Genomic DNA, 16163 nt, shown 5'->3' with positions numbered 1-16163 from the left:
GTTATGGCGATCGAACACGATTACTTCGGGCTCCTGTCCTCCGGGCCAGACGGGTCGATATTCTGGAGCGAGACGGTGGAGCTCGGCGACCAGGCGGTGACGGTTGATCTCACCGCGCCCGACCAGGACGACGTCTCGCAGGATGCGCTCGACATCGCCGCATCGCTCATCTCCGGCCTGGAAGACGTGGATGACACGGCCAGGCGCGGCATGCTCGCCGAGGTCGACGACCGCACAAGCGAGGTGACCGAGTACATCCTGCAGCAGCAACTCGCCTACGGCGACGAGCTGGAGAACGTGCTCGTCGACGTCAGCGGTGACGCTGCAGTCGACATCATCCGCTCGATGCGCCTGATGAGCATGACGATCCTCGCCGACGAACACGGTGGCTCTGAACCCTTCGCGGTGCTGGAGTACGCGCTCGACCCCGATGACGCCGATGAGGTGCTGCTGGTGAATCTGGCATCCGATGGCAGCGTGCAGTCGGTGATGAGCGCGGACTAGCCTCTGGCGACTACACCGCCTGGGCGAAGCCGAGGTCGGCGCTTGCGGCGATGTGTGAGAGGTGCGGCGGAATCTCGCGGCCCTTCGACATCATCGACTGTGCCCAGAGGCGTCCGGCGCGATACGAGGAACGCACAAGAGGCCCGGCGAGCACGCCGAGGAACCCGATGCGCTCTGCCTCTTCCTTGAACTCGACGAATTCGGCCGGCTTGACCCAGCGAGCAACGGGTAGGTGCCGGGGCGACGGGCGCAGATACTGCGTGATCGTGATGATGTCGCATCCGGCGTCGTGGAGATCTTGCAAAGCCTCGATCACTTCGGATGGCTCCTCGCCCATGCCGAGGATGAGGTTCGACTTCGTGATGAGGCCAGCACTGCGCGCTTGAGTGAGTACATCGAGCGAGCGCTCGTAACGGAACGCCGGCCGGATGCGCTTGAAGATGCGCGGCACGGTCTCGACGTTGTGCGCGAACACTTCAGGCCGTGCATCGAAGATCTGGCCGAGGAATGCGGGATCGCCGCTGTGATCGTTCGCCAGCAGTTCGACCCCGGTGTTCGGGTTCTGCGCATGGATCTGTCTGACGGTCTCGGCGTTCAGCCACGCTCCGGTGTCGGGCAGGTCATCACGGGCGACGCTGGTGACGGTCGCGTAGCGAAGCCCCATGCGCGTGACACTCTCGGCCACGCGTCGCGGCTCATCCGTGTCGTAGTCAGCCGGCTTGCCGGTGTCGATCTGGCAGAAGTCGCAGCGCCGAGTGCACTGGGAGCCGCCAATGAGGAATGTTGCCTCCTTGTCCTCCCAGCATTCGAAGATGTTCGGGCAGCCGGCCTCCTGGCAGACGGTGTGCAGCCCTTCTTCCTTCACCAGCGAATGCAGCGCGGTGTACTCCGGCCCCATCTTCGCCTTGGTCTTGATCCACGCAGGCTTGCGCTCGATCGGCGTCTCGGCGTTGCGGATCTCGAGGCGAAGAAGCTTTCGTCCATCGGGGGCGGCGGTGCTCATGCGAGGACTCCCTCATACTCGGCAGCGAACGCGGACTTCACGCGGTCGAGGATGTCGCTGGGGGAGACGTCTGCGGCCACCACCTCGCTCACCGTCGTGACTCCGGCGTCTGTGATGCCGCAGGCGATGATCCCCTGGAACCCGACGAGTGAGTTGTTGCAGTTGATCGCGAAGCCGTGCATCGTCACGCCATTCTGCACGCGTACGCCGATCGCGGCGACCTTATCTTCGGACAGTGGCCTGCGCACCCAGACGCCACTGCGACCGTCGACCTGGTATCCATCGACCCCCAGTGGCTTCAGCACGTCGATCAGCACTCGTTCAAGACGCCGCACGTGTGCCACGACATCCATCGGCTCGGGCAGACGCACGATCGGGTACCCGACGAGTTGGCCAGGTCCGTGCCAGGTGATCTTGCCACCACGGTCGACGTCGATCACCGGCGTGCCATCCTGCGGACGCTCCTGAGGCTCGGTGCGCTTACCGGCCGTGTAGACGGCTTCGTGTTCGAGGAGAAGCAGCGTGTCCGGGCGAGTGCCGTCGACGACGTCGGCATGAACCTGTCGCTGCAGTTCCCAGCCCTCGAGATAGGGGACGAGGTCTGGCGCGAGACCCGGTGTGAGGATGTCGAGCATGATCACCTTTCGTGCATTGTTGGATTGGGTCTAACAATAGTCAATCAGAAGAAGAATGTCGCACGCGGTACGGTGAAACTATGAAGATGGAACCCCGCGCCGGACGACCTCGCGCTTCCTCGCGTGAGACGCTCGCCGAGGCCGCGTGCGAGTTGTTCCTCGAACAGGGGTACGAAGCGACATCCGTCGCGGATATCACCCAGCGCGCAGGCGTCAGCCGTTCCAGCTTCTTCAACTACTTCTCGTCGAAGTCGGATGTTCTGTGGACGGGGCTCGACGAGCGCATCGAGCAGGCAGTCGCCGCGCTGAGCGGCATGGGCACGGATGCCACGGGCGAAGCCGTCCGCGACACCCTGCTGCATATCGTGCGGGACTTCGCTCCTGATCCGTTGGCTCTTGCGCTGCGCAACGCCGTCGCGATGGGGCTGCAGGAAGAACTCGTCACCGATACCGGCATCCGCCATGCGCGCCTCGCTGCAGCGATCGCTGCGGCCGCGACGTCCTCCGGTATCGACGTGATCAGGGCAGACATCCTTGGGGCCGCGCAGGCTGCGGCCGTGCTCTCATCGCTGCGGGTGTGGGCCGAGCACGGCGCAGGCCAGGGCTCGCCTGAGGCAGTGCTGCGTGAGTCGTATGCCGCGATTCACGATCTTCCCTGGGGAACTTGAGGCCGACGCGGACGAAATCGCGACGGCCGGACAGGTCATGAGTAGAAGCACCCCGAACGAGGAGGAACTCATGGCTACGGATCCGATTGACGCGCTGCTGGATACTTCGGCGCCCGCGCGGCACGACATCACCACCACGGACATTCGCGGAATGATCATGGATGCTCGCGCCGACGTGCCTGCGGCGCCGAAGCGCACGCGTCGTACTGCAGTGCTCAGTGGGGTGCTGACGTTACTGCTAGTGGGAGGTGCCGGCGTCGCGACTGCGTCATCAGACTGGGTCTGGGGTGAAGGGTTGGCTAACCCCGAGCGCAGCTACACGTATACGGCGCCGATGTGGGGACATTGTGAGCTTCGCTTTAGCGGGATCGACACACACAACGTGTTCAATCAGGCGCAGGTGAATCAGATCGTCGATGACTGGTTCGCCACGGCAGATGTCGAGGCCGAGGCCGCCCCGTTCGTGGATGAGTATCGCGCGTTCTTAGAGGAGATATACAAACGAGATCAGGTCACAGATCCTCGGGCCGCTGATCTGATCGAGTGGGGCGCGCACGAGCAGGCACTGCGCATGGCGCTGCACAACGAGCTGGTCGCGAACGGCTACGACAGCGGAAACGGCGATCTCCAAGGCGCGGATTCCCACAGCCAACTGCACTGCGAAGGCGAAGACTGGAGCGGAGAGGGTAGCGAGCAGTGAAACGCGCCGACGACCCGCTTACGCGTGCGCTGGAGCGCAGCAGCACCGACATCCTCACGTACCTCGCGCGACGCGTCGGCCCGGACGACGCTCCCGATCTCCTCGGCGAAACGATGGTTATCGCCTGGCGTCGGGTGCGTGATCTGCCCGCCGATGACGAGCAGGCGCGTATGTGGCTGTTCGGCATCGCCCGCGGCACGCTGCAGAACCACGCGCGGGGTGAGCGTCGACGATGGGCCTTGGCCGATCGCATCCGCTTACAGGCTAGGGACGACGCGACAGCGCCACCATCGGATACCGGATCTGAGGTCCGCGACGCCATCGCGCGCCTCGACCCAGACCTCGCAGAAATCGTGCGCCTGGTGCACTGGGATGGCTTCACCCTCACGGATGCGGCCGGACTCCTCGGCATCCCGGCATCCACCGCGCGAGGCCGCTACCAACGTGCACGCGAGCAGCTCCGAGCCGCGCTGAGCGTCCAGGCTTCGCTCGCGTAGAATCGAGAGCACCATGGCTACCTTTGGCACGCTCTCCGATCGGCTTACCGATACCTTCCGCAACCTTCGCACGAAGGGAAAGCTCACCGCTGCCGATGTCGACGGCACCGTGCGCGAGATTCGCCGTGCACTCCTGGATGCCGACGTCGCGCTCGTCGTCGTCAAGGAGTTCACCGCGAAGGTGCGCGAACGTGCACTGGGTGACGAGGTCAGCAAGGCGCTGAACCCGGCCCAGCAGGTCGTGCAGATCGTCAACGAGGAGCTCGTGCAGATCCTCGGCGGCGCACAGCGCCGTTTGGAGTTCGCGAAGACCCCGCCGACGGTGATCATGCTTGCGGGGCTCCAGGGTTCGGGTAAGACGACGTTTGCCGGAAAGCTGGCCAAGCAGCTCCAGAAGGACGGCCACACGCCCCTCCTGGTCGCTGCCGACCTGCAGCGTCCGAACGCCGTGAACCAGCTCCAGGTCGTCGCAGAGCAGGCGGGCGCCACTATCTACGCCCCGGAGCCCGGCAACGGCGTCGGTGACCCCGTCAAGGTCTCCAAAAACGGTGTCGAGCACGCACGTCGTCATCAGCACGACGTCGTCATCATCGACACCGCCGGCCGACTCGGTGTCGATGCTGAGCTCATGAAGCAGGCCTCCGACATTCGCAAGGCCGTTGACCCCGATGAGGTCCTGTTCGTCATCGACGCGATGATCGGTCAGGATGCCGTCAACACGGCCAAGGCGTTCCAGGAGGGCGTCGACTTCACCGGCGTCGTGCTCTCCAAGCTTGACGGTGACGCCCGTGGTGGCGCCGCGCTTTCCGTGGCCTCTATCACCGGCCGCCCGATCATCTACGCGTCCACAGGTGAGGGCCTCGATGACCTCGAGCCCTTCTATCCCGATCGCATGGCGAGCCGCATCCTCGACCTCGGTGACATCCTCACCCTCATCGAGCAGGCACAGGAAGCGTTCGACGAGGATGAGGCGCAGAAGGTCGCCGAGAAGCTTGCGACTGAGACCTTTACCCTCGAGGACTTCCTCGACCAGCTTCAGCAGATGAAGAAGATGGGTTCGATGAAGAAGATGCTCGGGATGCTCCCGGGCATGGGGCAGATGAAGCAGCAGCTCGAGGACTTCGACGAGAAGGAGATCGACCGCACCGAGGCGATCATCCGCTCGATGACCCCGGGCGAGCGCCACAACCCCAAGGTCTTGAACGGCTCGCGTCGCATGCGCATCGCTCGGGGCTCAGGAATGACCGTCACCGACGTCAACCAGCTCGTCCAGCGCTTCGAGCAGGCCGCGAAGATGATGAAGACCGTCGCACGCGGAGGCACTCCGAACATCCCAGGAATGGGAGCAATGCCAGGCATGGGCCGCCCAGGAGCGTCGGCTAAGCGCGGCAAGAAGGGCAAGTCCAAGGCGGTGTCGCGCTCGGGTAACCCCGCGAAGCGGGCAGCCGAGGATGCGGGGCTTCCCACTGCGCAGTCCACCGGCGCTGGTTTCGGTCTGGGCGGCCAGAAGGCTCCCACGGAGGCGGACATGGCCGAGATTCAGAAGCTCTTCGGCAAGAACTGACGCTGAAACGAAGAAAGGCTCCCACCACGTGATGGGAGCCTTTCTTCGTATGATCGTTCAGCCTGCGGGTACCTCTGCGGCAATATTCACGCCGTGGGCGTCTCGCAGCTGCGCGGACGTGTCGTCGATCTCGGCCGCAACGCGCGTGGCATCCCACTCGAGAAGCGGTGCGAGCGCTCCGGCGATCGTACGAACGACCCCGGCATCGACATTGCCGGTGAAGGCGAGGCTGGTGCGGCGGAAGACGACGTCAGCAACGTGGCAGACCTGTTCGTTCTCGACCATCCAGAGCAGCTCCCGAGTCGACAGAGCATCACCGACCAGCTGCTCATCGTCGCCCTCCGCAAGGAACGTGGCGACATCAGCCGCGCGTGTGCCGTAACGGGTGAAAAGCACTCGACCGCGCTCGGTGTCGCCGACATTGTCGCGCAGCCACTCGAGCTTGCGGCGCGGTGTCTTCGGGTAACCGTTGCCGCCGCCGATGCGCACACCGACGGTGCTGGCGACACGCTCGCGGCCGAGCTCCGCCAGCACGTGGTCGGCGAGATTCTCGCCCAGCGCGCGGAACGTCGTCCACTTGCCGCCAACGAGGCTGAAGACGGCGGGGGAGGAGGCGTCCTTGCGGCGCTCGATGCGGTAGTCGCGCGAGACGAAGCCAGGTGCCGTGTCGTCGTGGTGCGGCAGCGGGCGGATTCCGGAATAGCGATAGACGATCTGTGACCGGTCGACCTTGATCGTCGGGAACACGTGAGCGATCAGGTCGAAGAAATACTGCACTTCCTCGTCCGTGCACCGGGCAGGTTGGCGTGGGTCTGCCTCGAGATCAGTGGTGCCGACGAGGACGCGGCCCTTCAGCGGGTAGATGAGAACGATGCGTCCATCGGAGTGCTCAAAGAAAATCTCGCGACCAGCGGTGGCGTCGAGCAACTCGGGGTGATCAAGCACGATGTGCGAGCCTTTGGTGCCGCCCATAAACGCGGTCTCAGTGCCGAGAGACTCGTTGGTGATGTCTGTCCAGGGGCCGGAGGCGTTTACGACGACGTCGGCTGCGACATGGAACGCGGTGCCGGTCTCGCGGTCGCGAAGGCGGACGCCCGTGTCGTCCATGCCGATCGCTTCGACATAGTTGAGCGCATGAGCACCGGCGTGAGCCGCTTCGCCATCGCGCAGCACGTCGAGCGCGAGTCGTTCGGGGTCGTGCACCGATGCGTCGTAGTACGTCGCGGTGTACTTGATGTTGGGGTCGAGCGCCGGCAGCTGCGCCAGCGACTTCTTACGCCCGACGAAACGGTGTCGCGGCACAGTTCCGCCATCGCGAGAGAAGGTGTCGTAGAGGGTGAGGCCGATCTTGATCAGGAAGGCTCCGCGCTCCTGGGGCTTGCCAGACTTGTGAGTGAGGAAGCGCAGGGGAGCGGTGAGGATGCCAGAGAACGTCGAGTAGATCGGAATCGTGGTCTCGAGTGGCTTCACATAGTGCGGAGCGATCTTCAGCAGCCCGTTGCGCTCCTGCACCGACTCCTTCACGAGACGGAACTCGCCGTTCTCGAGGTAGCGGATACCACCGTGGATCATGTGGCTGGATGCCGCGGTGGCGCCGGAGGCGAAGTCGTTGCGCTCGACGAGCAGCACGTCCACACCCTGCATCGCGAGATCGCGGAACGTGGAGATGCCGTTGATGCCGGCACCGATGACGACGACGGTGGTGCGGGCGCTTTCGCGCGCCTCGCGGACGTTACTTCGTTCGATCGGGTGGGTGCTGATAGCGGTCATCGTCTCTCCTTGCTGGGCGTACAGGTATATCCTGAGCCGAACGGCACAACTGCGCAAGCGGGATGCACGAATGTGCAAGGAGGAGTCATGGTCGACAGGGCACTGAGCGATCCGAAGGTGGCCACAGCATTGCGCGCCGCGCAGATGTACTACCTGCAGGACATGACAATGGATGCGATTTCGCGTGAGTTGGCAACCTCGCGTTCCTCGGTTTCGCGGTTGCTGAGCCAAGCCAGGGACAGTGGCTTGGTCGAGATCCGAATCCACCCGCCACAGGGTCAGGAACTGCGCCTGGAAGAGAGTATTCGCGCGCGTTTCGGTATCGCCGCACACGTCGTGCCTACACCGCAGGGCCTGTCGGATGTCGAGCGCTTCGAACGAGTAGCAATGAGTGCCGCACGCCAGCTACCGCTCTACTTCGATTCGAACATGACGCTCGGCATCGCCTGGGGATCGACGTTGGATGCGATCAGCAGGCACCTGCCGAAGAAGGAGACGCACAACTCCACCGTCGTGCAGCTCAACGGAGCAGGAAACACGTTCACCACGGGTGTGGACTACGCCAGTGAGATCCTGCACCGTTTCGGACAGGCGTTCGGTGCCGGAATCCAACAGTTTCCGGTACCCGCGTTCTTCGATGACGCGCGCACGAAAGAGGCGATGTGGCGCGAGCGAAGCACGCGTCGCGTCCTCGATTTACAGGCACGCGCTGACGTCATCCTGTTCGGACTCGGTTCGCCGTTCGCCGAGATTCCCAGCCGCGTGTACATCGGCGGATACCTCGACAAGGCGGATTACCGCAGTCTCCGTGAAGAGCAGATCGTGGGTGATATCGCTACGGTCTTCTATCGGCAAGACGGCAGCTCACAGGACATCGAACTGAACAACCGCGCCACTGGACCGGCGTTCCCCGTGCTCGCGCGCGCCTCGCGACGAATCTGCGTTGTCTCCGGCGTACAAAAGCTGCCGAGTCTGCGCGGTGCCATAGCCACCCGTTTGATCACCGACCTCATCCTGGACGAACATCTCGCAGAGCAACTCGTCGGATCTTGACCCGTCGGCGCGCTGCACGTTCGTGCAGTCGTGCTGAAGCATCCACCCAACGTCTTCTAGGCTGTTCAGCAGTGCGGACAACGCCGTCACCGGCTGGAGAGAACAACTATGCATATCGTCGCCATCGATCAGGGCACCACGAGCACACGCGCCATCGTCTTTGACGAGAAGGGCGCCATTGTCGCCTCCGGTCAGCGTGAGCATGAGCAGATTTTCCCGCAGGCGGGCTGGGTCGAGCACGATGCTGCCGAAATCTGGACGAATGTCCAGGCCGTTATCGACGTCGCTGTCGAACGTGCGCGCGTCTCGGCGTCCGACGTGGCAGCGATCGGCATCACCAACCAGCGTGAGACGGCGATCGTGTGGGATCGCACAACAGGTGAACCGATCTGCAACGCGATCGTCTGGCAGGACACCCGCACACAGCCGCTCATCGATGAGCTCGCCGCAGACGGTGGTGTGCGCCGGTTCGCAGACCTCACTGGGCTCCCGCTTGCCACCTACTTCTCCGCGTCCAAGATCGCCTGGATTCTCGACAATGTCGAGGGCGCACGCGAGCGGGCAGAACGCGGAGACCTGCTCTTCGGCACGGCGGACACCTGGGTGCTGTGGAACCTCACCGGTGGCACCGACGGCGGGGTCCACACCACGGATGTCACCAACGCCAGCCGCACGCTGCTGATGGACCTGCGCACGCTGGACTGGGACGATGATCTGCTGAAGGCCTTCGGTGTGCCGCGCGAAATGCTCCCCGTGATCCGCTCATCGTCGGAGGTGTACGGCACAGCCGTCGGCACCGCGCTGGATGGTGTGCCCATCGCTGGGATTCTCGGAGACCAGCAGGCGGCCACCTTCGGTCAAGTCGCGTTCGGGGTCGGAGAGTCGAAGAACACCTATGGGACGGGCAACTTCCTCATCGTGAACACGGGTGAGGAGATCGTCGAGAGCGAGAATGGGCTGATCACCACCGTCGCGTACCAGATCGGCGAGGACGCGCCTCGATACGCCCTGGAAGGATCGATCGCCGTCACCGGCTCGCTCGTCCAATGGCTGCGCGACAACCTCGGCATCATCTCCCAGGCACCCGAGATTGAAGAACTTGCCCTCACTGTGGAAGACAACGGCGGTGTGTACGTCGTCCCGGCATTCTCCGGGCTGTTCGCGCCCTACTGGAGGCCGGATGCGCGGGGCGCCATCCTCGGGCTCACACGATTCGCGAACAAGGGCCATATTGCACGTGCGGCGCTGGAAGCTGTCGCATTCCAGACCCGTGAGGTGCTGGATGCTGTCGTCGCCGATACCGGCGTGCCGCTGAAGGAATTGCGGGTGGACGGCGGCATGGTGGGCAATGCCACACTGATGCAGTTTCAAGCCGATGTGCTCGGCGTTCCCGTCATTCGTCCCGCTGTGATTGAGACGACTGCTCTGGGGGCCGCTTACGCTGCGGGGCTCGCAGTCGGCGTCTGGGCTGATCTCGATGAGCTTCGCGCCATGTGGCGTGAGGATGCACGTTGGGAGCCTGCCATCGACGAGGAAGAACGCGAGCGCCGTCTGGCGCGCTGGCGCAAGGCAGTCACTCGCACCTTCGACTGGGTTGACGAGGACTGAGCGAACCATCCCGCCCGGTCAGATCACCGGCACTCCCGGCCCGGAACGGAACTCGCGAATGAGGTGCTGCACCACTTCTCGGAGGTCGCCATCGGTGGCATCCGCGACAGCCAACTGGCGCTCATAGCTTGCGCCCTCATCGAGGATCGTTGCGATCGAGGCGAGCTCGTCGGCGCAGCCCAGATCCCGCGCGACGGGCGAAAGGGCAGAGATAGTCTCGGTCAGATGCTCTCGCACGCTGTGCTGTGTGCCGTCAGCATCCACAATCAGGCGAGCATCCAGACCGTAACGGGCGGCGCGCCATTTATTCTCACGGTGGAACCAGGCTGGCATCAGCGGCAGCGGCTCGCCTGCGTCGAGCATGCGCGAGAAATGCTCGACGAGCACCTGTACGAGTGCGGCGACCGATGCGAGTTCGGTCAGCGTTGACAGCCCGTCGCATGCTCGCACCTCGATCGTGCCCCAGCGCGGCGCAGGGCGGATGTCCCACCGCACCTCGGTTGCATCGGCCATGACGCCGGTGCGGACCATGTCATCGAGATAGCGCTCGAACTCGCCCCAGTTGTGCAACGCCCAGGGTAATCCGGCAGTGGGGAGCTGTTGGAAGACCAGGGCACGATTGGACGCGTAGCCCGTGCGCTCACCCGCCCAGAACGGACTCGACGCCGACAATGACTGCAAGTGCGGGAGATAGCAGGTCAGAGCGTTGATGATCGGGAAGACCTTGTCACGGTCTTCGACGCCGATATGCACGTGGATGCCCCAGATCATCATGTTGCGTCCCCACCACTGCGTGCGTTCGATCAGTTGGTGGTACCGAGTCTTGTCAGTGACGCGCTGATCGAACCACCTGGCGAACGGATGGCTGCCTGCGGAGAGCAGTTCGATCCCGGCGGGATCGGTTGCGGCGCGGACAGCGGTGATCGCTTCGCCGATATCGCTGACCGCATGTGCCACGCAATCGCCGATTCCGCTCGTCACTTCGATCGTGTTGGTGAGGAGTTCTCCGGTGACGGTATGCCGCTCCGATTCGCTCTCACCTTCCAACGCGTGCAGCAACTCTGGCGCGCGGTTGACGAGATCTCCGGTGTCCGGATCGGCCAGCATGATTTCCCACTCCAGGCCGACGGTGGACCGGGGTGAGACGGCGAATTCTTGCTTCACGAGCACAGTTTGACACGCAGCGAGCGCGACACGAATATCGAATCGGCCTCTCGTTTCGCTACTCGCTCTCGAATCTGGCAGAATGGAGGGTCGAACGATGTTCTCGACCCTCTATCCAGAACTCGTTCACTCATTTGAGCTTCCGCCGGGTGTGCACCCCACTCTCCAGGCGATCAGTTCGTTTCCTTCCACACAATTCAGGAGAATCGTGGCTGTAAAGATTCGTCTCAAGCGCATGGGCAAGATCCGCGCGCCTTTCTACCGCATCGTCGTCGCCGACTCGCGCACCAAGCGCGACGGTCGAGTGATCGAAGAGATCGGCAAGTACCACCCCACCGAGCAGCCCTCGTTCATCGAGGTCAACTCTGAGCGTGCACAGTACTGGCTCTCCGTCGGCGCACAGCCGTCTGAGCAGGTCACCGTACTGCTTAAGCTCACGGGCGACTGGGGCAAGTTCAAGGGCGACAAGGACGCAGTCTCGACCGTTCAGGTCAAGGCTCCCAAGGTGCCTTTCGAGATCGATGGCGCGAAGAAGTCTGTCGTGAAGCCGAAGGCAGAGAAGAAGGAGGCCCCCGCTGAGGAGGCGCCCGCCGCTGCCGACGCGGAGGCCGCTGCGGCTCCCGCCACCGACGCCGAGTAATCGCCGTGCTCGCTGCCGCGCTCGAACACATCGTCAAGGGGATCGTCGATCACCCTGAAGATGTTCGTATCACCGCTTCCTCTTCGCCGCGAGGCGACCTGCTCGAGGTGCGCGTGCACCCCGACGACCGGGGGCGCGTGATCGGGCGCGGCGGCCGCACAGCAAAGGCTCTGCGTACGCTCATCACCGCTCTGGCTGATGGGCAGCGTATTCGCGTTGACGTCGCGGACGACTGACGTGGAGTCGACAGAACGAAACCAGGGCAAGAACCAGCTGCGCGTCGGGCGCCTCGTCAAGGCCCACGGCCTTAAGGGTGCGCTCAAGCTGGAGTTGTACACCGACAATCCGGAGCGACGCTTCGTGGTCGGTGCGGAGTTCACGTTGCAGGTGCCTGAGGCATCTCCGTGGCATCGCAAAACAGTCATCGTCCGCGAGTACCGGGTCATGAACGGAAGTCCCGTTGTCTTCTTCGAGGGCATCGACGACCGTGAGGGCGCGGATGGACTCGTGCGCGCCATTCTCTGGATCGATCAGGATCTTGACGAAGTAGAAGAGAACGCCTGGTATGATCACCAGCTCGTCGGCCTCGATGTCGTCCGCGACGAGAAGGTCGTCGGCAAGGTCGTCCGTGTCGAGCACATGTCGGCGCAGGATCTACTCATCATTCGGCCTTCGACCGGCACGGGCAACGACGCGGATATCATGGTTCCCTTCGTGGAAGCCATTGTGCCCTTCGTCGATGTCGCAGGTGGTCGCGTCATTGTGACTCCGCCTGCAGGGCTCTTCGAAGAGCTCCCTGACACCGAGGCCGAGTGAGTGATCGTTACGATCAACGCATGCGCATAGACGTCGTCTCCATCTTTCCGTCGTACTTCGACGGCCTGACACTGTCGTTGCTCGGCAAAGCGCGTGCGACGGGCATTCTCGACCTTCGGATTCACGATCTGCGCGACTGGACCAGTGACCGTCATCGCACTGTGGACGACACCCCGTACGGCGGGGGAGCGGGAATGGTCATGAAACCGGAGCCCTGGGCTCTGGCGCTCGAGGACCTGGCCAAGGATTCATTGCAGCCCACCATCATCTTCCCTTCGCCGGCGGGCGAGGTTCTGCGACAGAAGACTGCTCGAGATTTCGCTCAGCGGGAGCACATCATTATCGGTTGTGGCCGCTACGAAGGCATCGACGAGCGGGTGTTTGAGTATGCAGCCGCGCTCGGCGAGGTGCGTCTGGTAAGCCTGGGCGACTACGTGCTCAACGGCGGCGAAGTGGCTGCGATGGCGATGATCGAAGCAGTCGGGCGACTGATTCCAGGAGTTGTTGGCAACCCGGAAAGCCTCGTCGAGGAATCGCACGAGGACGGCCTGCTCGAATACCCGTCGTACACGAAGCCCTCAACCTGGCGCGAGCGCGCCGTCCCGGATGTGCTACTCAGCGGCAACCACGGGGCGATCGCCACCTGGCGTCATGAGCAGCAGCTCGAGCGCACCCGACAGCGTCGCCCGGATCTGTTGGCCGACTGACCGACTGACAGCCTGAGTGGTTGGCCGACTGAGCGAGCTGCTCAGACGCGTGCTTCGACGTCGTTGAGCATCTCATCTTCGGCATCGGAGTCGCGATCGCGTCGTCGTGACTTCTTGACCACGGCGGGACGTCCCTCCGCTTCTTCACGGTGCTTCTGGACCTCAGTGCGAATCATGTAGCCGACGAAGATCAACCCCATCAGTGCGAACAGGATCCATTGGATCGCGTACGAGAGGTGGGGGCCTGGATCTTCCGTGGGGGAGTCGAATCCTCCGAGCGCGGTCTCGGCGGCCGGGTCTTCGCTCACCAGCAGTCCGTAGGCGCTCGTGATGACCTCGGCGTCGCTCGGCGCATCGATACTCGGCAGATGTATCGTGGGCAGCTGACCTTCGGGGGCGCTGCGACCAGAAGTGGGGAGCGGCTCACCCGGGCGCAACCTGACGATAACCTCGACCGTCCCGGTCGGTGGGGCCGGCACCGCATCGGGGAGGGCTCCCTCTCCCGGAGCGACCCACCCACGATTGACAATGAAGATGCGCCCATCGACGTCGCGGAACGGCACCAGTACCTCGAATGCGCTCGTGCCGCCGTGCGGGCGATTGCGCACGAGGATCTGCCTGTCGGTGAGGTACTCACCCTGCAGCAGCACGGGGTGCCATTCATCCGCAGGGTCGAATTCGCCATCAGCGCCGATCGCGTCGGCAAGAGGCGTTGGCACGGCGTCGTAGTTCTGCTCGACGAGTGCAATCTGTCCGGCGCGGCTTTCATTGCGATCGAACTGCCAGTTGGACAGGTACACGCACCCGGCAGCGAGGGCTGCGGACACAAGGAGATAAATACCCCACCGGACAAAGCGATTGTTCATTCAGGCAGTCCTTCGCGCACCGTCACCGGGAAATCCCGGGCCGCCAGGTAATCGTGTAGATAGTCGACATGCTCGTCACAGGCGAGCCAGATCTTTTCGCGATCTGCCGCGTGAATTCGGGGATTTCGCCAGACGATGTGTTGCGTTGCAGCATTTCGGCATGCCGCTCGCGAGCACTCCGGCGTCATTGTTCGCCATCCTTAGGATGCTCCTGGATGGTGATAATCGTCGGATCGGTGGGCTCCGCAGAGGCATCAGGATCGACCGACGGAGCAGACAGTTGCTGCGTCGGGGACTCTGGCGCTGTTTTGGCTGTCGGACTGACGGCGTTGGCGAAGACGACGGCAATATAAGGGAGAAAAGCGGCAGCGCACGCGAACACCCAGGTGTACCACCCGTATGGAGTGACCAGCACGGTGAGGGCGAAACACACGACGCGGATCAGCATCGTGAAGGCATACCGGCGCACACGAGCGCTCGCCTCATCCTGCGGGGCCTGTGGCAGGGAGGTGACTGCGGGTGCATGGCGAGAGTGCTTCACGATGCTTCCAGCCTACGCCGCGCAGAGTGCTGTGGATGGCGCTGCATGAGGCGAAAAGGTGGTTCTAGGAGAGGAAGAACGGCAGGAATCCTACGCTCCCGATCAAGAAGAGCGAGAAGACGCCGATAAGCACGGTGATCGCCAGGATCACGGCGCCGATGTAGCCGAGGATGAGACCCGTGATTGCGAGACCTCGCCCACCGAGCGCCGGGTTCTGTCGGAGCTGTTTGAGCGCCATATGCCCGGTGATCACCGCGACGATCGACGCCAACAGCGTGACGAACGCAAAGCTGAGGAGGATGCCGGCGATTCCGGTGACCAGCGAGGCCACTGCGAGACCACTGGTCGGGCGAGCCGTGGCGTATGGCTGACCAGCGGCGTAAGGCTGGGCGCCAGCGTATGGCTGCTGCTGCTGCTGCTGCGGTGGGTAGTAGTTCGGCGCAGCAGGCTGGGCAGGCGCAGCCGGATAGTTCGGCGCGCTTGGCTGGACGGCAGCGCCGGGATAGGGCTGCGGAGGAGCGTAGGGATTCGCCAGCGGGACGGGTGCAACTGTGGGCTCTACCCCGGGGAATCCATTGTTCTCGCTCATACCGCTGCCTTTCGTTGCACTCAGGCTCCCAGTTGCCCTGGGCAGTGTCAATTTTGCCTCGGTGATCCGGTGCCCGCACCCCGATATGATGGCTCCGGCCTGACTGAGCGCCATTGGGAGTGGAAACATGAATTCAGAACGCGTCGTCCTCATCACCGGAGGTAACCGCGGCATCGGTCGTGCGATTGCAGAGCGCTTCGTGCGCGATGGCTACCGCGTCGCTGTCACAGCTCGCAGCGGTGAGGGGCCAGAGGGCACGTTGACAGTTCGTGCGGATGTGACGGATGCTGCCGCCATCGACGCGGCATTCACCGAGGTGGAAGCGCAACTCGGCCCGGTCGAGATCGTCGTCGCGAACGCCGGAATCACCAAGGACACGCTTCTCATGCGCATGAGCGAGGATGATTTCGACAGTGTGGTCGCAACGAATCTCGGCGGAACGTTCAGGGTCGTAAAACGTGCATCCAAGGGGATGCTTCGGGCGCGCTTCGGACGAGTGATCCTGATCTCGAGTGTCGTCGGTCTGTATGGCTCGGCCGGGCAGGTCAACTACTCCGCTTCCAAGAGCGCGCTGGTCGGCTTCGCACGCTCGCTCACGCGTGAACTCGGCGCACGTGGCATCACCACGAACGTTGTTGCGCCCGGCTTCATTGAGACGGACATGACTGCCGAGCTGTCGGAGGAGACACAGAAGCAGTACAAGGCGAGCATCCCCGCCGGGCGCTTCGCGACGCCGGATGAGGTTGCCGGCGTCGTCACGTGGCTCGCCGGTGACGATGCCGGTTACATCTCAGGTGCGGTGATTCCGGTCGACGGTGGATTGGGAATGGGCCACTAA

The 16163-nt window shown here is 63.5% G+C and carries 20 protein-coding genes; 12 read left to right on the top strand and 8 right to left on the bottom strand.

The genetic code is table 11. The features are described 5' to 3' along the window. Positions 1–3: 3 nt before the first annotated feature. Positions 4–504, top strand: coding sequence for a DUF2004 domain-containing protein (locus ACSU04_RS02900; protein WP_439288379.1), 501 nt, complete (start codon positions 4–6; stop codon positions 502–504). Positions 505–514: 10 nt separating this feature from the next. On the opposite strand, the gene lipA is transcribed toward ACSU04_RS02900, so the two are convergent. Next, positions 515–1507, bottom strand: a complete 993-nt coding sequence (lipA, locus tag ACSU04_RS02895) for a lipoyl synthase (RefSeq protein ID WP_439288378.1) — start codon at positions 1505–1507, stop codon at positions 515–517. Then, complete coding sequence (lipB, locus tag ACSU04_RS02890) at positions 1504–2142, bottom strand: lipoyl(octanoyl) transferase LipB (protein WP_439289414.1); 639 nt, start codon at positions 2140–2142, stop codon at positions 1504–1506. Before lipB ends, lipA begins: the two co-directional genes overlap by 4 nt. A gap of 80 nt (positions 2143–2222) precedes the next feature. On the opposite strand from lipB, the gene ACSU04_RS02885 reads away from it, so the two are divergent. The 4 genes from ACSU04_RS02885 (at position 2223) to ffh (ending at position 5571) form a co-directional block, all read left to right on the top strand. Further along, complete coding sequence (locus ACSU04_RS02885) at positions 2223–2810, top strand: TetR/AcrR family transcriptional regulator (RefSeq protein WP_439288377.1); 588 nt, start codon at positions 2223–2225, stop codon at positions 2808–2810. 70 nt (positions 2811–2880) lie between these two features. Continuing rightward, the gene (locus ACSU04_RS02880) at positions 2881–3510 is read left to right on the top strand and encodes a hypothetical protein (RefSeq protein WP_439288376.1); all 630 of its coding nucleotides are present in this window, start codon (positions 2881–2883) and stop codon (positions 3508–3510) included. Further along, positions 3507–4007, top strand: a complete 501-nt coding sequence (locus tag ACSU04_RS02875) for an RNA polymerase sigma factor (RefSeq protein WP_439288375.1) — start codon at positions 3507–3509, stop codon at positions 4005–4007. The genes ACSU04_RS02880 and ACSU04_RS02875 overlap by 4 nt, the downstream gene beginning before the upstream one ends. A 13-nt stretch (positions 4008–4020) precedes the next feature. Continuing rightward, positions 4021–5571: a signal recognition particle protein gene (ffh, locus tag ACSU04_RS02870; protein ID WP_439278312.1), complete on the top strand. Its 1551-nt coding sequence runs from the start codon at positions 4021–4023 to the stop codon at positions 5569–5571. A gap of 57 nt (positions 5572–5628) precedes the next feature. Here the strand turns inward: ffh and ACSU04_RS02865 are convergent, their stop codons facing one another. After that, on the bottom strand, positions 5629–7341 hold the full coding sequence (locus ACSU04_RS02865; protein WP_439288374.1) for an FAD-dependent oxidoreductase: 1713 nt from the start codon (positions 7339–7341) through the stop codon (positions 5629–5631). 87 nt (positions 7342–7428) lie between these two features. Here ACSU04_RS02865 and ACSU04_RS02860 point away from each other — a divergent pair, with 87 nt between their 5' ends. Then, a complete protein-coding gene (locus ACSU04_RS02860; protein WP_439278684.1) occupies positions 7429–8394 on the top strand; it encodes a sugar-binding transcriptional regulator in 966 nt (321 codons plus the stop codon). Positions 8395–8502: 108 nt separating this feature from the next. Continuing rightward, the gene (gene glpK, locus ACSU04_RS02855) at positions 8503–10002 is read left to right on the top strand and encodes a glycerol kinase GlpK (protein ID WP_439288373.1); all 1500 of its coding nucleotides are present in this window, start codon (positions 8503–8505) and stop codon (positions 10000–10002) included. Between the two features lie 18 nt (positions 10003–10020). Here the strand turns inward: glpK and ACSU04_RS02850 are convergent, their stop codons facing one another. Beyond that, a complete protein-coding gene (locus ACSU04_RS02850; protein WP_439288372.1) occupies positions 10021–11166 on the bottom strand; it encodes a glutamate--cysteine ligase in 1146 nt (381 codons plus the stop codon). 208 nt (positions 11167–11374) lie between these two features. On the opposite strand from ACSU04_RS02850, the gene rpsP reads away from it, so the two are divergent. Genes rpsP through trmD form a run of 4 tightly spaced genes read left to right on the top strand, consistent with a single transcriptional unit; the run spans position 11375 to position 13329 of the window. Beyond that, positions 11375–11806 (top strand): 30S ribosomal protein S16, encoded by a 432-nt coding sequence (rpsP, locus tag ACSU04_RS02845; protein WP_439278308.1) that lies wholly within the window; start codon positions 11375–11377, stop codon positions 11804–11806. Between the two features lie 5 nt (positions 11807–11811). Then, positions 11812–12042: an RNA-binding protein gene (locus tag ACSU04_RS02840; RefSeq protein WP_439278307.1), complete on the top strand. Its 231-nt coding sequence runs from the start codon at positions 11812–11814 to the stop codon at positions 12040–12042. Further along, a complete protein-coding gene (gene rimM, locus ACSU04_RS02835) occupies positions 12005–12622 on the top strand; it encodes a ribosome maturation factor RimM (RefSeq protein WP_439278306.1) in 618 nt (205 codons plus the stop codon). Before ACSU04_RS02840 ends, rimM begins: the two co-directional genes overlap by 38 nt. A 20-nt stretch (positions 12623–12642) precedes the next feature. After that, positions 12643–13329 carry a tRNA (guanosine(37)-N1)-methyltransferase TrmD gene (trmD, locus tag ACSU04_RS02830; RefSeq protein WP_439278683.1) on the top strand — a complete coding sequence of 229 codons (687 nt, stop codon included), beginning with the start codon at positions 12643–12645 and terminating at the stop codon, positions 13327–13329. Between the two features lie 41 nt (positions 13330–13370). Here trmD and ACSU04_RS02825 read toward each other — a convergent pair whose 3' ends face one another. From ACSU04_RS02825 to ACSU04_RS02810, 4 genes are all read right to left on the bottom strand, one after another. Continuing rightward, positions 13371–14195, bottom strand: a complete 825-nt coding sequence (locus tag ACSU04_RS02825) for an SURF1 family cytochrome oxidase biogenesis protein (RefSeq protein ID WP_439288371.1) — start codon at positions 14193–14195, stop codon at positions 13371–13373. Then, entirely contained in the window at positions 14192–14383 is a 192-nt protein-coding gene (locus ACSU04_RS02820; protein WP_439278304.1) for a hypothetical protein, read from the bottom strand. The genes ACSU04_RS02825 and ACSU04_RS02820 overlap by 4 nt, the downstream gene beginning before the upstream one ends. Further along, positions 14380–14736 carry a DUF3099 domain-containing protein gene (locus ACSU04_RS02815; protein ID WP_439288370.1) on the bottom strand — a complete coding sequence of 119 codons (357 nt, stop codon included), beginning with the start codon at positions 14734–14736 and terminating at the stop codon, positions 14380–14382. The genes ACSU04_RS02820 and ACSU04_RS02815 overlap by 4 nt, the downstream gene beginning before the upstream one ends. Positions 14737–14800: 64 nt before the next feature. After that, the gene (locus tag ACSU04_RS02810; protein ID WP_439288369.1) at positions 14801–15325 is read right to left on the bottom strand and encodes a DUF4190 domain-containing protein; all 525 of its coding nucleotides are present in this window, start codon (positions 15323–15325) and stop codon (positions 14801–14803) included. Positions 15326–15452: 127 nt separating this feature from the next. Between ACSU04_RS02810 and ACSU04_RS02805 the strand changes: the two genes are divergently transcribed. Next, complete coding sequence (locus tag ACSU04_RS02805) at positions 15453–16163, top strand: beta-ketoacyl-ACP reductase (RefSeq protein WP_439288368.1); 711 nt, start codon at positions 15453–15455, stop codon at positions 16161–16163.

This window comes from Microbacterium sp. A84, from assembly GCF_051842815.1.
Classification (GTDB): domain Bacteria; phylum Actinomycetota; class Actinomycetes; order Actinomycetales; family Microbacteriaceae; genus Microbacterium.
Note: the sequence above shows the minus strand (reverse complement) of the source record. Positions and strands in the feature narration are given on the sequence as shown.